20 protein-coding genes are annotated in these 18,236 nt (G+C 47.8%); 14 read left to right on the forward strand and 6 right to left on the reverse strand.

All coding sequences use genetic code 11. From position 1 onward, the window contains the following. Positions 1–29: 29 nt before the first annotated feature. Positions 30–1,001, reverse strand: a complete 972-nt coding sequence (epmA, locus tag KZ771_RS09145) for an EF-P lysine aminoacylase EpmA (protein WP_290572258.1) — start codon at positions 999–1,001, stop codon at positions 30–32. 15 nt (positions 1,002–1,016) lie between these two features. After that, a complete protein-coding gene (gene efp, locus KZ771_RS09150) occupies positions 1,017–1,586 on the reverse strand; it encodes an elongation factor P (protein ID WP_133540708.1) in 570 nt (189 codons plus the stop codon). A 93-nt stretch (positions 1,587–1,679) separates the two neighbouring features. Between efp and epmB the strand changes: the two genes are divergently transcribed. Together epmB and KZ771_RS09160 are read left to right on the forward strand one after the other, a co-directional pair. After that, positions 1,680–2,738 carry an EF-P beta-lysylation protein EpmB gene (gene epmB, locus KZ771_RS09155; RefSeq protein ID WP_290572261.1) on the forward strand — a complete coding sequence of 353 codons (1,059 nt, stop codon included), beginning with the start codon at positions 1,680–1,682 and terminating at the stop codon, positions 2,736–2,738. Between the two features lie 17 nt (positions 2,739–2,755). Beyond that, positions 2,756–3,076 (forward strand): hypothetical protein, encoded by a 321-nt coding sequence (locus KZ771_RS09160; protein ID WP_290572263.1) that lies wholly within the window; start codon positions 2,756–2,758, stop codon positions 3,074–3,076. Here the strand turns inward: KZ771_RS09160 and KZ771_RS09165 are convergent. The 3 genes from KZ771_RS09165 to KZ771_RS09175 all read right to left on the reverse strand — a co-directional run bounded on the left by KZ771_RS09165 (position 3,051) and on the right by KZ771_RS09175 (position 5,709). Continuing rightward, positions 3,051–3,587 (reverse strand): DUF3016 domain-containing protein, encoded by a 537-nt coding sequence (locus KZ771_RS09165; protein WP_290572265.1) that lies wholly within the window; start codon positions 3,585–3,587, stop codon positions 3,051–3,053. The genes KZ771_RS09160 and KZ771_RS09165 overlap by 26 nt on opposite strands. 133 nt (positions 3,588–3,720) lie before the next feature. Continuing rightward, positions 3,721–5,367, reverse strand: a complete 1,647-nt coding sequence (gene groL / locus KZ771_RS09170; protein ID WP_133540712.1) for a chaperonin GroEL — start codon at positions 5,365–5,367, stop codon at positions 3,721–3,723. A gap of 51 nt (positions 5,368–5,418) precedes the next feature. Next, complete coding sequence (locus KZ771_RS09175; protein WP_290572268.1) at positions 5,419–5,709, reverse strand: co-chaperone GroES; 291 nt, start codon at positions 5,707–5,709, stop codon at positions 5,419–5,421. A gap of 174 nt (positions 5,710–5,883) precedes the next feature. Here KZ771_RS09175 and cutA point away from each other — a divergent pair, with 174 nt between their 5' ends. The 11 genes from cutA to purD all read left to right on the forward strand — a co-directional run bounded on the left by cutA (position 5,884) and on the right by purD (position 16,636). Further along, positions 5,884–6,204 (forward strand): divalent-cation tolerance protein CutA, encoded by a 321-nt coding sequence (cutA, locus tag KZ771_RS09180; RefSeq protein WP_133540714.1) that lies wholly within the window; start codon positions 5,884–5,886, stop codon positions 6,202–6,204. Beyond that, on the forward strand, positions 6,201–7,955 hold the full coding sequence (locus KZ771_RS09185) for a protein-disulfide reductase DsbD (RefSeq protein ID WP_290653020.1): 1,755 nt from the start codon (positions 6,201–6,203) through the stop codon (positions 7,953–7,955). The genes cutA and KZ771_RS09185 overlap by 4 nt, the downstream gene beginning before the upstream one ends. A 157-nt stretch (positions 7,956–8,112) precedes the next feature. Continuing rightward, entirely contained in the window at positions 8,113–8,571 is a 459-nt protein-coding gene (aroQ, locus tag KZ771_RS09190; protein WP_290569124.1) for a type II 3-dehydroquinate dehydratase, read from the forward strand. A gap of 18 nt (positions 8,572–8,589) precedes the next feature. After that, positions 8,590–9,048 carry an acetyl-CoA carboxylase biotin carboxyl carrier protein gene (gene accB, locus KZ771_RS09195; RefSeq protein ID WP_290569125.1) on the forward strand — a complete coding sequence of 153 codons (459 nt, stop codon included), beginning with the start codon at positions 8,590–8,592 and terminating at the stop codon, positions 9,046–9,048. A 43-nt stretch (positions 9,049–9,091) separates the two neighbouring features. Then, positions 9,092–10,441 carry an acetyl-CoA carboxylase biotin carboxylase subunit gene (accC, locus tag KZ771_RS09200; protein ID WP_290569127.1) on the forward strand — a complete coding sequence of 450 codons (1,350 nt, stop codon included), beginning with the start codon at positions 9,092–9,094 and terminating at the stop codon, positions 10,439–10,441. A 3-nt stretch (positions 10,442–10,444) separates the two neighbouring features. After that, a complete protein-coding gene (prmA, locus tag KZ771_RS09205) occupies positions 10,445–11,326 on the forward strand; it encodes a 50S ribosomal protein L11 methyltransferase (RefSeq protein ID WP_290653022.1) in 882 nt (293 codons plus the stop codon). Positions 11,327–11,476: 150 nt separating this feature from the next. Continuing rightward, positions 11,477–12,448, forward strand: a complete 972-nt coding sequence (gene dusB, locus KZ771_RS09210; protein WP_290653024.1) for a tRNA dihydrouridine synthase DusB — start codon at positions 11,477–11,479, stop codon at positions 12,446–12,448. A gap of 7 nt (positions 12,449–12,455) precedes the next feature. Then, a complete protein-coding gene (fis, locus tag KZ771_RS09215) occupies positions 12,456–12,749 on the forward strand; it encodes a DNA-binding transcriptional regulator Fis (RefSeq protein WP_105307351.1) in 294 nt (97 codons plus the stop codon). 83 nt (positions 12,750–12,832) lie between these two features. Then, positions 12,833–14,395, forward strand: a complete 1,563-nt coding sequence (gene purH, locus KZ771_RS09220) for a bifunctional phosphoribosylaminoimidazolecarboxamide formyltransferase/IMP cyclohydrolase (protein ID WP_290653026.1) — start codon at positions 12,833–12,835, stop codon at positions 14,393–14,395. A gap of 88 nt (positions 14,396–14,483) precedes the next feature. Beyond that, a complete protein-coding gene (locus KZ771_RS09225) occupies positions 14,484–15,347 on the forward strand; it encodes a methyltransferase (protein WP_290569138.1) in 864 nt (287 codons plus the stop codon). 8 nt (positions 15,348–15,355) lie between these two features. Beyond that, positions 15,356–16,636: a phosphoribosylamine--glycine ligase gene (gene purD / locus KZ771_RS09230; protein ID WP_290653028.1), complete on the forward strand. Its 1,281-nt coding sequence runs from the start codon at positions 15,356–15,358 to the stop codon at positions 16,634–16,636. Between the two features lie 39 nt (positions 16,637–16,675). Here purD and KZ771_RS09235 read toward each other — a convergent pair whose 3' ends face one another. Next, complete coding sequence (locus tag KZ771_RS09235; RefSeq protein WP_133540725.1) at positions 16,676–17,047, reverse strand: DUF413 domain-containing protein; 372 nt, start codon at positions 17,045–17,047, stop codon at positions 16,676–16,678. A gap of 168 nt (positions 17,048–17,215) precedes the next feature. Between KZ771_RS09235 and KZ771_RS09240 the strand changes: the two genes are divergently transcribed. Continuing rightward, on the forward strand, positions 17,216–18,223 hold the full coding sequence (locus KZ771_RS09240; protein ID WP_290653031.1) for a DUF4382 domain-containing protein: 1,008 nt from the start codon (positions 17,216–17,218) through the stop codon (positions 18,221–18,223). The last annotated feature ends 13 nt before the right edge of the window (positions 18,224–18,236 follow it).

Here is an 18,236-nt window from a genome sequence, read left to right on the forward strand (position 1 = left end):
GGATCGATTAAGTTTTTATCAAACTGTCTTCAGCAGTTAGCGATAGAGAAAGGCACTACGCTGGAGATCTGGTCTTTATTCAGAGCAATCATCAATAAGCGGTCAAATCCAAGCGCAACACCAGAGCAAGGTGGCATGCCGTGTCTAAGCGCAGCAAGCAAGTATTCGTCAGCAGTTCTCTCTGCTCGCTGCAATTGCCTACGTTTAGCGTTATCCTCAACAAACCGCCGATTTTGCTCATCGGTATCGGTCAGTTCATCGTATCCATTCGCTAATTCTATTCCCTGGTAGTAGATTTCAAACCTCAGTGATACACGTTCGTCCTCGGGACAAACACGCGCCAACGCAGCTTGCGAACGAGGAAAGTGAGTGATAGCTACAGGCGTTTGTGATGGTAGTTGAGGTTCGATAAGAACATTAAATGCAAGTTGTAATATAGTATCCGGATCCGTTTCTTTTTCCATCCAGTCGCGCGTATCTGAGCGTGTTTTTAAGTGACGATGTATGGCGGATATTCCCTCGCTCTGCAGTGGGTCCCAGCCCGTGCACTGCACAAATATCTCTTGGTAGGTGTACGTTATAACCGGCGGCGCATCGGTAACATACTGTATTAACTCGCTGACTTCAGCAATGAGATCGACAAGATTAAAACCAACACGATACCACTCAACTAAACTGAACTCTGGGTTGTGGTGACGTCCGATTTCATCGTCCCGAAACACGTGCGATAGCTGAAAAATACTGGTTCTATATTGTGCCAGTAACCTTTTCATGGCGTATTCCGGCGATGTTTGTAAGCTAAGTTTCAGCGGTTGTCCATCAGGTCCCGCCGACAGTGTGGTTGTCAGGTTTTCTAAGTGGGGGTCGGTAACGCCATGGCGGGCTAATAAGGGGGTATCAACTTCGAGGACATTGCGTTGATAAAAAAACTGGCGGATCTGTCGCATCAATTCAGCTCGCTGCTGGAGCGTTTGCAAAGATGCCTCAGAACGCCAGTCCATTATCTATGTCAGTCGTTACTTTTGTACGCGCGATACATACTCACCCGAGCGTGTATCGACTTTAATGACTTCGCCTATCTGAACAAACAATGGCACTCGTACCACAGCCCCCGTGCTCAACGTCGCTGGTTTACCACCGGTACCCGCGGTATCACCTTTAAGACCTGGGTCAGTTTCAGTCACTTCCAACTCAACAAAGTTTGGCGGCTGAACATTAATAGGGTTGCCTTCCCATAAAGTGAGAGTACATACATCTTGCTCAACCAACCACTTTTCTGCATCGCTAACAGCTTTAGCGTCGGCTGCAACTTGCTCAAAGGTTTCGTTGTTCATAAAGTGCCAGAATTCGCCGTCATTATATAAGTAGGCTAGTTCCAATTCGATAACATCAGCCCCTTCGACCGACTCACCCGACTTAAACGTTTTCTCGACAACCTTGCCACTGATTAATTTACGAATCTTGACTCGGTTAAAGGCCTGACCTTTGCCCGGCTTTACCATCTCGTTTTCGACAATGCTGCATGGCTCGCCATCCTGCATTATTTTTAAGCCACCTTTAAACTCGTTGGTGCTGTAATTTGCCATAATCTTTTCCTTTATGAGCTAATCGTCAAATCATTCCAGATGCCGGCAATAATAAAACAAACGGCAAAATTTTTCAGGTAAAATAATCATCTGATGAAACAAATAGTCGAGGCTGATTTGAACCAACAAGCAACACTGCTAACTCGACCCGACTGGCGGCTTGAGTTACAACAAGCGTTTCGCAGTCCCAATGATCTGCTCAAATACGTCGGTTTGGATGCTTCACAGTTTTTTGAGGATTCTCGCGCACGAGAACTTTTTCCGCTGCTTGTGCCGCGCCCATTTGCACGACTGATTAAACCCGGCGACGCCAACGACCCATTGCTACGGCAGGTATTGCCGCTAAAACAGGAGTTTGACGATACTCCCGGTTATACTGCTGACCCACTGTTAGAACAAGGTGATAATGTCGCCGTAGACAAAAACCAGGGCCTGCTGCACAAATATCAGTCGCGTATTTTAATCATTCTAAAAGGGGGCTGTGCGGTTAACTGTCGTTATTGTTTTCGTCGTCACTTCCCATATCAAGAGATTCGCTTTAGCCAACACGAACTGAGTCAAACTATAGATTACTTGACTCGTTACCCCCAGATTAACGAAGTTATCCTAAGCGGAGGTGATCCGCTGATGGCCAGTGACAAAACTCTTACACGGATTATTGAAGCACTGAGTAATGTCACCCAACTAAAGCGGCTACGTATCCACTCTCGATTACCCATTGTTATTCCGACTCGGATCACGGAAACATTAGTGAGGATTTTGGCGAATACCCGACTAAAAACCAGCCTGGTACTGCATGCTAATCACGCTAACGAAATTTCAGCTGAGCTGAAGCACCGGCTGGCTTCGTTGTATAAGGCGGGTATTCACTTATTCAACCAAAGTGTTCTGTTAAAAGGCGTTAACGACAATGTCGACTCACTGACCGAACTGAGCGAGAGTCTGTTCGATTGCGATGTGTTACCCTATTATCTGCATCAACTTGATAAAGTTACGGGCGCGGCTCATTTTGAAGTGAGTGACGATACGGCCCAGCAACTTTGGTTAGGTATGAATGAGCGTCTACCCGGTTTTTTAGTGCCTAAGCTCGTGCGCGAAGTGGGCGGAGAAAACAGCAAGACTGCAATCATGCCCGACGGTAGATTTAAATAGATTAAGGCAAGGAAAATATGACCGATACCATGATTTCTGTTGAGGAAAAACTGCAACAACACTTACAGGTTCTTTATCGCCAGACTGTTGACGCTGACACTTACCTGGATGACCTACGACAACAGGGTAAAGCGAAGTTTCAAGATGTCTTCGCAGATAATACTCATTTTGTAACGAGCAGCAATCGGTTTCAACCTTACCTAAAAGAGGTAACCGAAAACGTTGAGCAGTGGCAACAGAATAAAGAGGACGAGGCGCTGCTGCAAAAAATCGTGCAGCAGCTACAACTGTTAACAGAAACCCTAGCCCGACTTAAGCAGATTCGGCAGGCTGGCTAGATGCGACGTGCTCAGAGAAGGTTTTTCTAAACCAGTCTTTGAGCATTTTTTTCTCGTAGTACAAGTCGTCAGAACGCGACCGTTTAGTCGCCATCGTGTCAAAGTCAAAACTCATGTCTTTTAACTCGACGTCCTCTTGTTTAATTACACTACCGTTACTATCTGTTAAAGAGTAATTGAAATCCATCGTTGGAAAGTCGATCGAACGTACCACGCGGATAAAGTTAGATGTCGATTCGCCAAATGTTGGCTCGAGACGGCCTGTTAAGTCGATGTCAGTTACCGTTACAGCTAACGTTTGCCCGTCGGGCAAGTCAGCAGACAGTTCATTGAAGTAACCGGTTAACTCTTCCATCAAGCGTTTTTGATAGCGCTCTTCCAAACCGTTCGCGGGCTCAAAATCGGTATAGTCATCAACTTTCTCGAAGTTAACTTTAGCCTCACCTGCATGAGCTGGTGTAAATAACATTGCCGAAACTAACGCTAATGCTGTCATTGATAGTGTGCGCATAATCACCTCCTGGCGAAATTACTTAATCACTATGACAAACGTTTAGCAGAAAAATTCAAAACCTCAATGCATAGATATACAAAAAAAGCGCCCGCAGGCGCTTTTTTAATAAACAAAGGCTGGAAACAGCAGCTTACATCATGCCGCCCATTCCGCCCATGCCACCCATGTCGCCGCCAGGCATACCGCCGGCATTATCATCTTGCGGGATGTCAGCGATCATCGCTTCGGTGGTGATCATCAATGCACCAACGGATGCAGCAAACTGCAGCGCTGAGCGAGTAACCTTAGTTGGGTCAAGAATACCCATTTCCAGCATGTCGCCGTAAGTGTCGTTACCTGCGTTGTAACCAAAGTTACCTTCGCCGTCACGCACATTGTTAGCAACAACTGAAGCTTCTGCACCAGCGTTGGTTGCGATTTGACGCAATGGTGATTCCATTGCACGCAATGCTAAACGAATACCGACGTTCTGTTCTTCGTTGTCGCCGCGTAATTCGCCCAGTTTGCTTGCTGCACGAACCAGTGCAACACCACCACCAGGTACAACGCCTTCTTCAACCGCAGCGCGAGTTGCGTGTAACGCGTCTTCTACGCGGGCTTTTTTCTCTTTCATTTCGACTTCAGTCGCCGCGCCCACTTTGATTACCGCAACGCCGCCAGCTAACTTAGCCAGACGCTCTTGCAGTTTTTCGCGATCATAGTCAGACGTCGTATCTTCCATCTGCTGCTTGATTTGCGTTACGCGACCTTCGATCGCTGCGTCGTCGCCATTACCGTCAACAACGGTGGTGTTGTCTTTGGTGATAACAACGCGTTTCGCAGTACCCAGATCTTCCAGCTGAGTTTTTTCCAACTCCATACCGATTTCTTCAGAGACAACCGTACCGCCAGTCAACACAGCGATGTCCTGCAACATTGCTTTACGACGGTCACCAAATCCAGGTGCTTTAACCGCAGCAACTTTTACGATGCCACGCATGTTGTTCACCACCAAGGTAGCCAACGCTTCGCCTTCAACATCTTCAGCGATGATTAGTAATGGTTTGCCTGCTTTAGAAACGCCTTCTAATACCGGCAGTAATTCGCGGATGTTAGAGATTTTCTTGTCAACCAACAGGATGAACGGGTTATCCAGTTCAACTGAACCGCTTTCCTGGTTGTTGATGAAGTAAGGAGACAGATAACCACGGTCGAACTGCATACCTTCAACAACATCAAGTTCGTCAGTCAGTGCCTGACCTTCTTCAACGGTGATAACGCCTTCCTGACCAACTTTGTCCATCGCTTCAGCGATAATTTGACCGATAGTATGGTCTGAGTTAGCAGAAATAGTACCTACCTGTGCAATCGCTTTGCTGTCAGCGCATGGTTGAGAGATTTTCTTCAGCTCTTCAACGGCAGCGATAACTGCTTTATCGATACCGCGTTTTAAATCCATTGGGTTCATGCCCGCCGCAACGGCTTTCAGGCCTTCGTTAACAATAGATTGTGCTAATACGGTCGCTGTCGTTGTACCGTCACCGGCTTCGTCATTTGCTTTAGACGCAACTTCTTTGACCATTTGTGCGCCCATGTTCTCGAACTTGTCTTCAAGCTCGATTTCTTTTGCAACTGACACACCATCTTTAGTGATGTTCGGTGCACCGAATGACTTATCTAAAACAACGTTACGGCCTTTAGGACCTAAGGTTACTTTTACAGCGTCGGCCAATACGTTGACGCCTTTCAGCATTTTTTGACGCGCTGTGTTACCAAATTTAACTTCTTTAGCTGCCATGTTTGCTTTCCTCTTAAATACGGTTTAACGATTTATGCGTTAGTTTTTGGCTTATTCTTCGATTGCCAAAATGTCGCTTTCGCTCATAATCAGGAACTCTTCACCGTCGATTTTTTCGGTTTTAACACCGTAACCTTCGTTGAACAGAACCTTATCGCCGGCTTTCACGTCCAGCGCACGCACTTCACCGTTATCTAAAATACGGCCATTACCTACGGCAATGACTTCACCGCGGGTGGACTTTTCTGCCGCAGAACCCGTCAAAACAATGCCGCCTGCAGACTTTGCTTCGACTTCGATGCGTTTAATAATGACTCGATCGTGTAAAGGACGAAGTTTCATTGGTGATAACTCCTCAACCTATGTTGTGTGTGGTTAATACCCTTTAAGGGCGTTAAAAAATGTGTGTGCTCAATAAATGGGGCAAGAAATTGTGTTATCAAGGGTAGGATGAAAAAAATTTTTTGTTTTTTTGTGTTATTTTAACGTCCGGTCAGTCGGTAACGAGGTATTTTTATGGCTAATGCGACACGTATGCTTTTATGCACCTGCAGCGATATAGGCGAGGCAAAACAACTGGCACATAGCTTAGTCAAAGAAAAGCTGGCGGCGTGCGTCAATATCGTTCCTGCAATTCAATCGGTTTACGAGTGGCAGGGTCATGTGCATGAAGACAATGAAGTGTTGTTAATTATTAAGACGTCCAAACTCAAAGTTGCTTCGCTTAAGCAGGCAGTTCAAAAGGCACATAGCTATGACTCACCGGAACTGATCAGCTTTGAAATTGATGATGGCTTACCGGAATACCTTAACTGGATTGAGGCGCAGACAAAATGAAGTACCGGGTGGTTAGATTTTTTAGTTGTTTACTACTGCTGGCAGTTAGCTCTGTAGCCTTGGCACAATCCGGTTTTTCGCAATCAAATAATCCGTTCAGCTCTGAGCCTGAATTTCTGCCGGTCGAACAAGCCTTCACCCCCGAAGTGCGTAAAGACGATGAAGGTATAACCGTTAGTTTTAATATTGAGCCTGGCTACTACCTCTATAAACATCAGTTTAAGGTCACACCAGCAGAAGCTCTCAAACAGCCCATTAACTTTCCCGCTTCCGAAACTCACGTTGATGAATTTTTTGGTGAAACGCAGATTTTTCGCGGCTACCTTGAGTTTGGCGTAAAGCTTGATGCAACAATGGCAGAGCAAGGGGTAGAGTTACAGTACCAGGGCTGTGCAGATGCCGGCTTATGTTATCCTCCTACACGCATCAATTTGGCTAGCGAAACACAACCAGCAACAGCTGCAGCGACACCAAGTGAGCAAACAAACGTCAGCCCCGACAACAGCAGTAACTCCGGCTTATTCGGGCTGGAAACCCAGACCCTTGGCGTTTCTTTGTTGGTGTTCTTTATCCTCGGCATCGGCTTAGCTTTTACACCTTGTGTGTTTCCGATGTATCCGATTCTATCCAGTGTTGTGATTGGCGATAAGCCAAGAACATTCAAAAACGCCCTGTGGCTTTCCTTTGTTTATGTTCAGGGCATGGCTATTACCTATTCATTGCTCGGGCTTGTCGTCGCGCTTGCGGGAATGCAATACCAGGCTTATTTTCAGCACCCTGCGGTATTAATTGTACTCAGTATTGCATTTGGGCTTTTCGCCCTGAGCATGCTGGGCTTATTCACGTTGCAGTTACCATCATCACTGCAAAGCAAATTACAGGCGCTCAGCGGTCAGCAAAAAGGTGGCCGTGTTGGTGGTGTCTTTACCATTGGCGTTATTTCAGGATTAGTCGCCTCGCCTTGTACAACGGCCCCGCTGTCAGGCTCTCTCCTCTACATTGCACAGTCCGGCGACGTTGTTTCCGGTGCCGCTATTCTATATGCGCTAAGTCTCGGGATGGGCGTGCCGTTAATTATATTTGGTGTCTCGGGTGGTAAGTTATTACCCAAAGCCGGTGCCTGGATGGACATGATAAAACACGCATTTGGTTGGTTGCTACTTGCCGTCGTGGTGGTACTCATAGAGCGTTTATTGTCTACTGAGCAAACCTTCTGGTTATGGCTAACCTACTTCGCGTCACTCACGGTGTTTATGGGGCAACACCTAAAAACACTTACCCGTCCCGGCGCAAAAATCATACTTTTTCTGGTATTGGTTGCGACAATCGTATTCGGCGCTCAGTGGCAGTATGAAAAACGCGAGCGCGCTCAACAAGCGCACGCGCTGTTTACTCAGGTAGCCACGCTGGCGGAACTTGAGAGTAAAGTTGAAACGGCCGCGCAACAACAGCAATGGGTCATGGTCGATCTTTACGCCGATTGGTGTGTCGCCTGCAAAGAGTTCGAGCAGTACACCTTTGCAGACGAGCGAGTAAAGGCAGAACTTCAGTCAATGCTGTTGCTACAGGCGGATGTCACTGCAAATGATGGTAGTGACCAACAACTGTTATCTGAGTATCGCGTGCTAGGCCTGCCGACGGTAATGTTTTTCTCTCCTAATGGTGAGGAAGTTACCGATTGGCGTATCACAGGATTTAAAGATGCCGACGCATTTATCAGCCATGTGAAGCGAATGAAGTCTGCCCAATAACCTAAGTTGCTCCTAAAAGCGGTGATAAGACCAGTATTTTACTGCAATTGCCGCTTATTGTTCTATAATGCCAAAAGATGAAACTTTTTTATTGTAATCTGTCGATATTTCGAACAAAGTTAATGATATCGACACGTTCGCAACATTTGGCAGCCAAATGCAATCTAATAACTCGCAAAAAGCAAATGTACTCGTTTTGAACGGACCGAACATTAACTTGTTAGGTACGCGTGAGCCCGATATTTATGGGCATACGAGCTTGGCAGACATTGAAGCAGATTTAAAAGAACTCGCATCCGGGCATGCGGTTCAGCTTATTTTTAAGCAGTCTAACAGCGAGTCCGAACTTATTGATCAGGTACAGCAGGCGCGTGGTTCAGTTGACCACATGATCGTTAATGCAGCTGGTTATTCGCATACCAGTATCGCTCTGCGTGACGCGCTATCAGCTGTTGCTATCCCGTTCTACGAAGTACATATCTCTAATATTTATCAGCGCGAGCAATTTCGCCACCACTCGTATTTAGCCGACATTGCGGCCGGGACCTTAAGTGGTTTTGGACCGTTTGGTTACTCGATGGCATTGCTTGCAATTATCAAACAATTAAAACTTTAACTGAGGCACACGGTTATCATGGACATTCGTAAAATTAAAAAGTTGATCGAGCTAGTCGAAGAGTCTGGCATCGCCGAGCTAGAAATCACCGAAGGTGAAGAAGCAGTGCGCATTAATCGCTACAGCGCGCAACCTGCGCCAATGCAATATGCACCGCAACCGCAACCAGCACCAGCGCCAGCCTCTCAACCAGCTGCAGCCCCAGGCGCTGAAAATGCAGCACCTGCGAAAGAAGAGCCTACAGGTCATATCGTTCGCTCGCCGATGGTCGGTACCTTTTATGAAGCACCATCACCCGATGCCGGGCCTTTCGTTACCGTAGGCTCTAAAGTTAACGCAGGCGAAACCTTATGCATCGTCGAAGCGATGAAAATGATGAATCAAATCGAAGCCGACAAAAGTGGTGTAATTAAGCAAATCTTAGTGGAAAACGAAGAGCCGGTTGAATTTGACCAGCCGCTATTTGTTATCGAATAAGTCTGTTAAACCACTAAGCAACGAATACAACCAGGAATTTATCATGTTAGATAAAGTGGTTATCGCAAACCGCGGTGAAATCGCCCTTAGAATTCTGCGGGCGTGTAAAGAACTGGGTATCAAAACGGTCGCCGTTCACTCGACCGTTGACCGGAATCTGAAACACGTCCTATTGGCCGACGAGTCCATTTGTATCGGTAAAGCGCCAGCAAATGAGAGCTATCTAAATATTCCCCGCATCATAAGCGCGGCTGAAATTACCGATGCAGCAGCTATTCATCCGGGTTACGGCTTTTTAGCTGAAAATGCCGACTTTGCTGAGCAAGTTGAAAAGTCCGGCTTTATATTTGTCGGCCCCACTGCCGATGTTATCCGTTTAATGGGTGACAAAGTGTCTGCCATTAAAGCCATGAAACAAGCCGGCGTACCCTGTGTACCAGGCTCTGATGGCCCACTTGATGACGATGACGATCGCAACATCAAGCTCGCAAAACGCATTGGCTACCCGATTATTATTAAAGCAGCCGGGGGCGGCGGTGGTCGTGGTATGCGCGTAGTTCGGCAGGAGAGCGAGCTACTCAGTGCAATTACAATGACACAAAATGAAGCGCGTGCTGCCTTTGGCAACCCGGTCGTGTACATGGAGAAGTTCCTCGAGAACCCGCGACACGTCGAAGTTCAGGTTTTGGCTGATGGTCAGGGTAACGCAGTTCATTTAGGCGAGCGTGACTGTTCGATGCAACGTAAGCATCAAAAAGTTGTTGAAGAGGCGCCTGCCCCGGGCATCACGCCTGAAATGCGTAAATTCATTGGCGAGCGGTGTGCCAAAGCGTGTATAGAGATTGGTTATCGCGGTGCCGGTACGTTTGAGTTCTTGTACGAAAACGGCGAGTTTTATTTTATCGAAATGAACACCCGCATTCAGGTAGAGCACCCGGTTACCGAGATGGTGACTGGTATCGACCTCATCAAAGAACAACTCCGCATAGCGGCCGGACGCCAGCTTTCGTTTAATCAGGAAGATGTTGTTATTCGCGGCCACGCGGTTGAGTGTCGGATCAACGCCGAAGATCCCGCTACCTTTGTCCCGTCGCCCGGCACCATCACGCGCTTTCATTCACCCGGTGGGTTTGGTGTGCGCTGGGATTCGCACGTCTATGCAGACTACAAAGTGCCGCCTAACTATGATTCCATGATCGGTAAGCTAATTACATACGGCGAAAATCGTGACATCGCTATTGCCCGTATGCGTAACGCACTCAGTGAACTGATCATCGAGAATATTAAGACTAACGTTCCTCTGCAAAAGGACATCATGGCGGACGAAAACTTTCAGCATGGTGGTACCAACATTCACTACCTTGAGAAAAAACTCGGTATCGGAGGGCACTAAACAGTGCCCTGGATCCAGTTAACACTCTCAAGTACCGAAGATCACGCCCCGCAGGTGGGCGATATGCTAATGGCTAATGGCGCTCAGGCAGTTACTTATCGGGATGGCGCTGATAACCCTATTTTCGAGCCTCCGCTGGGCGAAGTGCTGATGTGGCAACATACCTTAGTTACCGGTTTATTCGATGCCGAGGTTGATTTAAAACCAGTCATCGCTAACCTCGAAAAAGCAAAGGTACTGCCAGCACCATTGCAATATAAAGTCGACGGCCTGGAAGACAAAGACTGGGAGCGCGAGTGGATGGATAATTTCCATCCCATTCGGTTTGGCGAACGGTTATGGATTTGTCCCACATGGCGTGACATCCCTGAACCCGATGCGGTTAATATTCTGCTAGACCCCGGCATGGCATTTGGCACCGGAACTCACCCGACAACGGCTATGTGCTTGCGTTGGTTAGATCAACACGGCCACTCACATAGCGAGGTTGTCGACTTTGGCTGCGGCTCTGGCATTCTGGGTATTGCTGCGCTTAAATTAGGCGCTCGGCATGCGATTGGTATTGATATCGATCGCCAGGCGCTAATCGCAACGCAGGAAAACGCTGAACGTAACGGTGTCGCCGGCAAATTTGATGTCTATCTACCAACAGAGCAGCCCACAGCCAAAGCCGACCTGGTCATGGCTAATGTTCTTGCGGGACCATTACGGGAACTTGCCGGCACCATACTGAACTACGTTGACCTTGGCGGATCTCTGGTACTGTCCGGTATTTTAAAACGCCAGGCTGAGGACGTAATGGCTGCTTATACGCCCAGCATCACGTTTGACCCTATTGTCGTCGAAGGTGACTGGGTAATGCTGTCGGGTAAACGAACACAGTAGACGGGCTATTAAGCTGTTTAGCTCGCCAACCAGCATTTTTGTCAATAGTAAAAACTCAAAAAAAGGCTAAAATTGCATACTTTTTAGCCTTTTCTTTATCCGCTAAATTCCATAAAATTCTCCACCCTTTCGCTGCGTAGTTTTTAACCGATGCGGATTGGTCAATACCAATTAGACAACAATGTAATACTTGCACCCATGGCGGGCGTTACCGACCAGCCATTCAGGCAGTTGTGCCATGAACTGGGTGCCGGACTTACAGTATCGGAAATGCTGTCGAGCAATCCGAAAGTCTGGAATACCGATAAGTCGCGACAGCGAATGGATCATTCCGGCGAATTAGGTATTCGGGCAGTGCAGATTGCTGGCTCTGAGCCACAACTGATGGCGGAAGCTGCGCGCGTAAACGTCGCTATGGGTGCCCAGATCATTGATATTAATATGGGATGCCCGGCGAAAAAGGTAAACAAAAAATTGGCAGGTTCTGCGCTCATGCAGCACCCGGACCTAGTCGAGGAAATTCTTGTCGCCGTTGTTAACGCAGTTGACGTGCCGGTAACATTAAAAACTCGAACAGGCTGGGAACCGGCGCACAAAAACGGTATTGAAATAGCCCGTATTGCAGAACGTAGTGGTATTCAGTCATTAGCTATCCATGGGCGCACTCGCGCGTGCATGTACAAAGGCGAAGCCGAATACGACACAATTAAAGCAATTAAGCAGGCGGTTTCCATACCGGTTGTCGCCAACGGAGATATCCGGCGGCCGGAACAAGCCAGGCAGGTATTAGATTACACCGGCGCCGATGCCATTATGATTGGCCGAGGCGCTCAAGGTAATCCTTGGTTATTCCGCGAAATTGAACATTACTTGCGGCATGGAACACATTGTCCACAACCGAGTAATGATGAAGTCGCGACCACGGTAATAAGCCACGTGCGTCGACTTCACCAGTTCTATGGCGAATACCAGGGTGTCCGCATTGCGCGTAAGCACGTCGGTTGGTACCTAAACGAACGAACCGGCGGACGCGAGATGCGTCAACAGTTTAACCGGATCGAGTCGCCTAACGAGCAACTTGATTCACTCGAACACTATTTTGTCACTGTAGAGAAGAGATAAGCGCACTATGTTTGATCAAAACCCTAACCGTGAGAACACATCACCATTAACAACGATTGGTAATAACTCACAACCGAAACCACTTCGTGATTCGGTGAAGCAAGCGCTAAACAGCTTTTTACGCCAGCTAGACGGCCAGGATCCTGAAGAGCTTTACGAGTTAGTTTTATCAGAAGTTGAAGCCCCTTTGCTTGAGGAAGTGATGACTTACACTCGCGGCAATCAAACCCGCGCTGCAACCATGCTGGGTATTAACCGTGGTACTCTTCGCAAGAAGTTAAAAAAATACGGCATGAACTAAATTTCTCTTAAAGAGCGCCTTCTGGCGCTCTTTTTTTTATACTCTTGATATTATCCATAGTTAGTAAAGTTAAAGGCAACGTGATGCAAACCCAATCCATTAAGCGTGCGTTAATCAGTGTTTCTGATAAAACCGGCATAGTCGAATTTGCCACTCAGTTAGCAGCAAAAGGTGTTGAAATTCTATCAACAGGCGGCACCGCAAAATTGTTACGCGAAAACGATATCGCAGTAAAAGATGTGTCGGAGCACACGGGTCAAGTTGAAATCATGGGCGGTCGTGTCAAAACACTACATCCAAAAATTCATGGCGGCATCCTTGGACGCCGCGACATCGATAGCGCGGTGATGCAAGAGCAGGACATCGCTGCTATCGATTTAGTGGTGGTCAACCTTTACCCCTTTAAGAAAACCGTTGCGGCACCAGATTGCACCTTAGCAGATGCTATCGAAAACATTGATATCGGTGGACCTACTATGGTTCGCGCTGCCGCTAAAAATCATAAAGATGTGACCATCGTTGTTAATAGTGATGATTACCAGCGGGTACTGGATGAAATGGCAGAAAACGGTGACGCAGTGTCAGCAGAAAGCCGTTTTAAATTGGCCGTGGCAGCCTTTGAACATACCGCACAATACGATGGCATGATTGCTAACTACTTAGGTGGAAAGCTAACTGGCGAAGCCGATTTTCCAAGCACTTATAATCTTCAGGTTAATCACAAACAAAGCCTGCGCTATGGTGAAAACAGTCATCAAAAAGCGGCATTCTACACCGAAACCGATGCGCCATCAGGAACCGTATCAAGCGCGAAACAGCTGCAAGGGAAAGCGCTGTCCTTTAATAATATTGCTGATACCGATGCGGCGCTGGAGTGTGTAAAAAGCTTCACCCAGCCTGCCTGTGTCATCGTTAAGCATGCCAACCCGTGTGGGGTTTCCATTGACGACACTATTGAGGCGGCTTATCAGCGTGCGTTTAAAACCGACCCGACATCAGCTTTTGGCGGTATTATCGCCTTTAACCGCGAATTAGACGAAGCGACGGCAAAAGCTATCATCGAGCAACAGTTTGTCGAAGTTATTATCGCACCAACCGTTACTGATGCGGCTATTCGCGTCGTTGCCGAAAAGAAAAACGTAAGGTTGCTAGAGGCTGGAGAGTGGTCTGTTCAGCAAGAACAGTGGGACTACAAGCGTGTTAACGGCGGCTTACTGGTACAACAGTCCGACACCGAGGACTTTGATACTGATGCGCTCAAGGTGGTCAGCAAAGTGCAGCCAACGGAAGCGCAATTAGCTGATCTTAAGTTTTGCTGGAAGGTCGCTAAATTTGTTAAGTCTAATGCCATCGTCTATGCCAAAGACGGTATGACGATAGGCGTTGGCGCGGGTCAGATGAGTCGTGTTTATAGTGCCAAAATTGCCGGTATTAAAGCAGCCGATGAAGGGCTTCAGGTCGAGGGCTCAGTGATGGCATCCGATGCATTCTTTCCTTTCCGCGACGGAATTGATGCTGCTGCGGCGGCAGGTATCAAGGCAATTATTCAACCCGGCGGCTCTATCCGTGACGACGAGATCATTGCGGCTGCAGATGAACATGGCATCGCCATGGTGTTTACAGGAATGCGCCATTTCCGTCATTAATGCGTAATGATAAGTGATGTTATTTGCCGCCCCGCTTGATCGGGGCTAATCTTTACCAACACTTATTAAAAATAAAGAGGCAGCTATTATGAAATACACTGCAATCGCATTATCGATGACATCGCTTCTGGCGTTGTCTGCCTGTGACTCGGGCCCGCAATCATCAGCTCCTGCAAGCACTGAGCAAGGTGCTTCTATCACCTTGAACAAAGCTGTTGACCATGCCGATCGCACGCCGGCCTATGTGCAACGTGATGAATTTCGTCATCCGCAGGAAACGCTCGAGTTTTTCGGCCTTGAACCGTCAATGACGGTAGTAGAAATTTGGCCAGGCGGCGGTTATTACAGTGAAATACTGGCTCCCTACCTTGCCGATGAAGGTACGTTTTACGCTGCTCATTTTCCTGAGAACACAAATAGTGATTACTACACTCGTTCACTCAATAAATTTAAAGAGCGTTTAACCAGTGAGGCCGTATTTGGTAATGTTGAGTTGACCCAATTCGCTCCGCTCACGCCGCTTGATACCGATATTGCGCCTCCAAACAGTGCAGATCGGGTACTGACCTTCCGTAACCTGCATAATTGGTATATGAATGGTGGCGAAGAGGCCGTATTAAGCGCGTTTCGTCAATTTCATCAGGCGTTAGTGCCTGATGGCGTTTTGGGGGTCGTTGATCACAGACTACCGGAAGGTGCCAACGATGAGGCAATGGCAAATAGTGGCTACATCAAAGAAAGCTGGGTTATAGACCTTGCTGAACAAGCCGGTTTTGAGTTCGTTGAAAGTAGCGAAATTAACGCGAACCCGCAGGATACAGCCGATCATCCTAATGGGGTTTGGAACCTGCCGCCAACGCTTAATGTCGAAGACGGCGACGATGCCGACATTTACAAGGCGATTGGTGAGAGTGACCGCTTTACCCTGAAGTTTAGAAAACCAGTACAATAAGGATACGCATGAAAGTTTTGGTTGTCGGCGGTGGTGGCCGTGAACATGCTCTGGCATGGAAAGCGGCGCAGTCACCCAAAGTTGAACACGTGTATGTGGCGCCGGGTAATGCCGGAACCACAACGGAGCCTCAGTTAACCAATCTGGATATCGCAGCAGAAGACATCGATGGGTTGCTCGCTTTTGCCAGCGAACAGCGCATCGAGCTAACCATTGTTGGCCCAGAGGCGCCATTGGTTAAAGGCATTGTTGACCGTTTCCAGCAAGCCGGTCTTGCGATATTTGGACCAACAGCGGCTGCCGCTCAACTTGAAGGATCTAAAGCCTTTAGTAAGGATTTCTTACAGCGCCATAATATTCCAACCGCTGCCTACCAAAACTTTACTGATGTCGACGCAGCCAAGCAATATGTGCGCGATAATGCGTTACCCATCGTCATTAAGGCCGATGGCCTTGCCGCTGGTAAAGGCGTAATCATTGCCGAAACGCTTGAACAAGCAGATGCAGCCATCGATGACATGCTGGCGGGCAACCGTTTTGGCGAAGCCGGACACCGAGTCGTTATCGAGGAGTTTCTGGTAGGCGAGGAAGCCTCTTTTATTGTCATGGCCGACGGCAAAAACGCCATTGCGTTTGCCTCAAGCCAAGACCATAAAGCTCGTGATAACGGCGATACAGGGCCCAATACCGGTGGTATGGGGGCTTACTCACCCGCGCCGGTTGTTTCACCAAAGGTGCATGACTGGGTCATGCAACATGTTATTAAGCCGACGGTCGATGGCATGGCTGAAGAAGGTCATCCTTACACGGGATTCTTGTACGCTGGCCTGATGATAGCACCGGACGGCAGCGCCAAGGTGCTTGAATACAACTGTCGCTTTGGTGACCCCGAAACACAGCCCATCATGATGCGCTTACAGTCGGACTTAGTCGAGTTATGCGAACTGGCCATTGCCGGTGAACTTAAACAGACCCCCGTTGCCTTTGATCCTCGCGCCGCTGTCGGAGTGGTAATGGCAGCCGGTGGTTATCCCGACAGCTATCGTAAGGGCGATGTTATCCAGGGTATTCCCGCCGCAACCGATGACAGCAAAGTGTTTCATGCCGGTACTGCGGTTAAGGACGCTAACATAGTAACCAACGGCGGCCGCGTACTCTGTTGTACCGCGCTGGGTAATAACGTTACCGAAGCCCAACAAAACGCCTATCAGCTTGTTGATCAAATCCATTGGGATAACGCGTATTACCGAACGGATATTGCCCACCGCGCCATTAAGCGCGAACAATAACCTCCCCTGAAAGCCCGGCCAACCGCCGGGCTTTTTATATTAATCCTCAACAATCAAGTCGTCTTCACTGTCTTCTGCACTGCCGGAGCCAAAGCTTTCATCAGCAAATTTTCCTTTGCCGTACATGCTGGCAACTTTAGGACGGTGGATACGCGCTTGATATTTGGCCCAGGCTTTTTCCACTACCGTCGTCGGTGCTTGTTCGCCGCGGGCAGACGCTAACAGAGCATCATCCTCCTGATTCTGTGGCGCATATTCACCACTCAATAAAGCACTGATAAGCACACCATATTGAGTTAGCGCATCACTCTCTCGAATAGAGAAATCACCTGAACGGGAAAAACCATAAGGGTAATTACGGAAGTCATTAAATGGTCTCTTCAGCAGAGATTCACGAGTAAAATTGGTCATGGCAAGCCCTTCCTACAGACTAAAACCGAACAAAGAGTCTGTCGCTTGTAAACGACAAAGACGATATAGAGCGATTCATAAATTTTGTCAATGAAAATTTTTTGCAAAGACACTTTTTATTATTCTCATCTAACCGATACTGCTAGGACACATTAAGGAGGAAGCAAAATGAAAGCAGCTACATTTGGACAGATCACCATGGCGGCCCTAACAGCTTCTGTACTAGCAGCCTGTGGCGGTAGTGACAATAATGACGATTCAGTTTCGCAAACAGCAACCTTTAATCTTGGCATTAGCGACGCCCCTATCGATGCAGCTGAGGCGGTTGTTGTTTGCTTTAATGCTGTCGAGTTGACCGGACAAGGCCAACCAATTCAGTATGAAGTGGGAGTTGATGTCGAAGTTCCCGGAGAAAACGATCTATGCCGGGACAGCAATGGTGACGTGATTGCTAATACCATCGGCATTGATCTACTTCAATTTACAGGCAGTGAACAAAACCAATTTTTGCAGGATGCAACTATCGCTGCAGGCAACTATGGGCAACTGCGCTTAGTAATGGGTGAAGGCTCTTATGCAAGCGTGGACTTAGATGGTGACGGAACCACTACCGATGTTCCTGTTAGCGTCCCCTCAAATGAGTTAAAGCTTGATGGCTTTACTGCCGATGCCGGGGGTAACTTAAACTACACCGCGGAATTCGATCTACGTCAGGGTATGACTAACCCGGTAGGTCAGGAAGGGTTTATTCTTAAGCCCCGTGGGGTTCGGTTAGTGGATAACTCCTCGGTCGGGCATCTTCAGGGTTCGGTATCTGAAGAGCTTTTACTCAATGAGACAAGTTGCGAAGTTGCTCCTGCCGATTTAACAACTCCGGTCGCTTACATTTACCTGTATGAAGGTGTTGGCTATGAACTGTCAGCCTTAGCAGATATCGGTGGTAGCGAAGAACAGCAACCCTATGCAAGCACAGCGGTTTACTTTGATGGTGCCTCTAGTTATGACTACGAGCTCGGCTTTGTCAATGCTGGCGAGTACACCGCCGCATTAACCTGTAATGGTAACGACGATTCAGAAACAGATGATGACATTAGCTTTTTACATTCAGTTGACGTAACTATTGAGGAATCCAATCAACCTCAAACGGTTGATTTTGAGCCTGTTACCACACAATAACAGTTTCGGGACA

The organism is Idiomarina sp., assembly GCF_019431395.1.
GTDB lineage: Bacteria > Pseudomonadota > Gammaproteobacteria > Enterobacterales > Alteromonadaceae > Idiomarina.

Coding starts and splice junctions, on each gene's coding strand:
- KZ771_RS09240 (WP_290653031.1), top strand. CDS start 17,216: ATGAAAGCAGCTACATTTGGACAGATCACCATGGCGGCCCTAACAGCT.
- purH (WP_290653026.1), top strand. CDS start 12,833: ATGCAAACCCAATCCATTAAGCGTGCGTTAATCAGTGTTTCTGATAAA.
- KZ771_RS09225 (WP_290569138.1), top strand. CDS start 14,484: ATGAAATACACTGCAATCGCATTATCGATGACATCGCTTCTGGCGTTG.
- KZ771_RS09160 (WP_290572263.1), top strand. CDS start 2,756: ATGACCGATACCATGATTTCTGTTGAGGAAAAACTGCAACAACACTTA.
- KZ771_RS09235 (WP_133540725.1), bottom strand. CDS start 17,047: ATGACCAATTTTACTCGTGAATCTCTGCTGAAGAGACCATTTAATGAC.
- KZ771_RS09175 (WP_290572268.1), bottom strand. CDS start 5,709: ATGAAACTTCGTCCTTTACACGATCGAGTCATTATTAAACGCATCGAA.
- cutA (WP_133540714.1), top strand. CDS start 5,884: ATGGCTAATGCGACACGTATGCTTTTATGCACCTGCAGCGATATAGGC.
- dusB (WP_290653024.1), top strand. CDS start 11,477: ATGCGGATTGGTCAATACCAATTAGACAACAATGTAATACTTGCACCC.
- accB (WP_290569125.1), top strand. CDS start 8,590: ATGGACATTCGTAAAATTAAAAAGTTGATCGAGCTAGTCGAAGAGTCT.
- epmA (WP_290572258.1), bottom strand. CDS start 1,001: ATGGACTGGCGTTCTGAGGCATCTTTGCAAACGCTCCAGCAGCGAGCT.
- KZ771_RS09165 (WP_290572265.1), bottom strand. CDS start 3,587: ATGCGCACACTATCAATGACAGCATTAGCGTTAGTTTCGGCAATGTTA.
- efp (WP_133540708.1), bottom strand. CDS start 1,586: ATGGCAAATTACAGCACCAACGAGTTTAAAGGTGGCTTAAAAATAATG.
- epmB (WP_290572261.1), top strand. CDS start 1,680: ATGAAACAAATAGTCGAGGCTGATTTGAACCAACAAGCAACACTGCTA.
- groL (WP_133540712.1), bottom strand. CDS start 5,367: ATGGCAGCTAAAGAAGTTAAATTTGGTAACACAGCGCGTCAAAAAATG.
- KZ771_RS09185 (WP_290653020.1), top strand. CDS start 6,201: ATGAAGTACCGGGTGGTTAGATTTTTTAGTTGTTTACTACTGCTGGCA.
- fis (WP_105307351.1), top strand. CDS start 12,456: ATGTTTGATCAAAACCCTAACCGTGAGAACACATCACCATTAACAACG.
- accC (WP_290569127.1), top strand. CDS start 9,092: ATGTTAGATAAAGTGGTTATCGCAAACCGCGGTGAAATCGCCCTTAGA.
- purD (WP_290653028.1), top strand. CDS start 15,356: ATGAAAGTTTTGGTTGTCGGCGGTGGTGGCCGTGAACATGCTCTGGCA.
- aroQ (WP_290569124.1), top strand. CDS start 8,113: ATGCAATCTAATAACTCGCAAAAAGCAAATGTACTCGTTTTGAACGGA.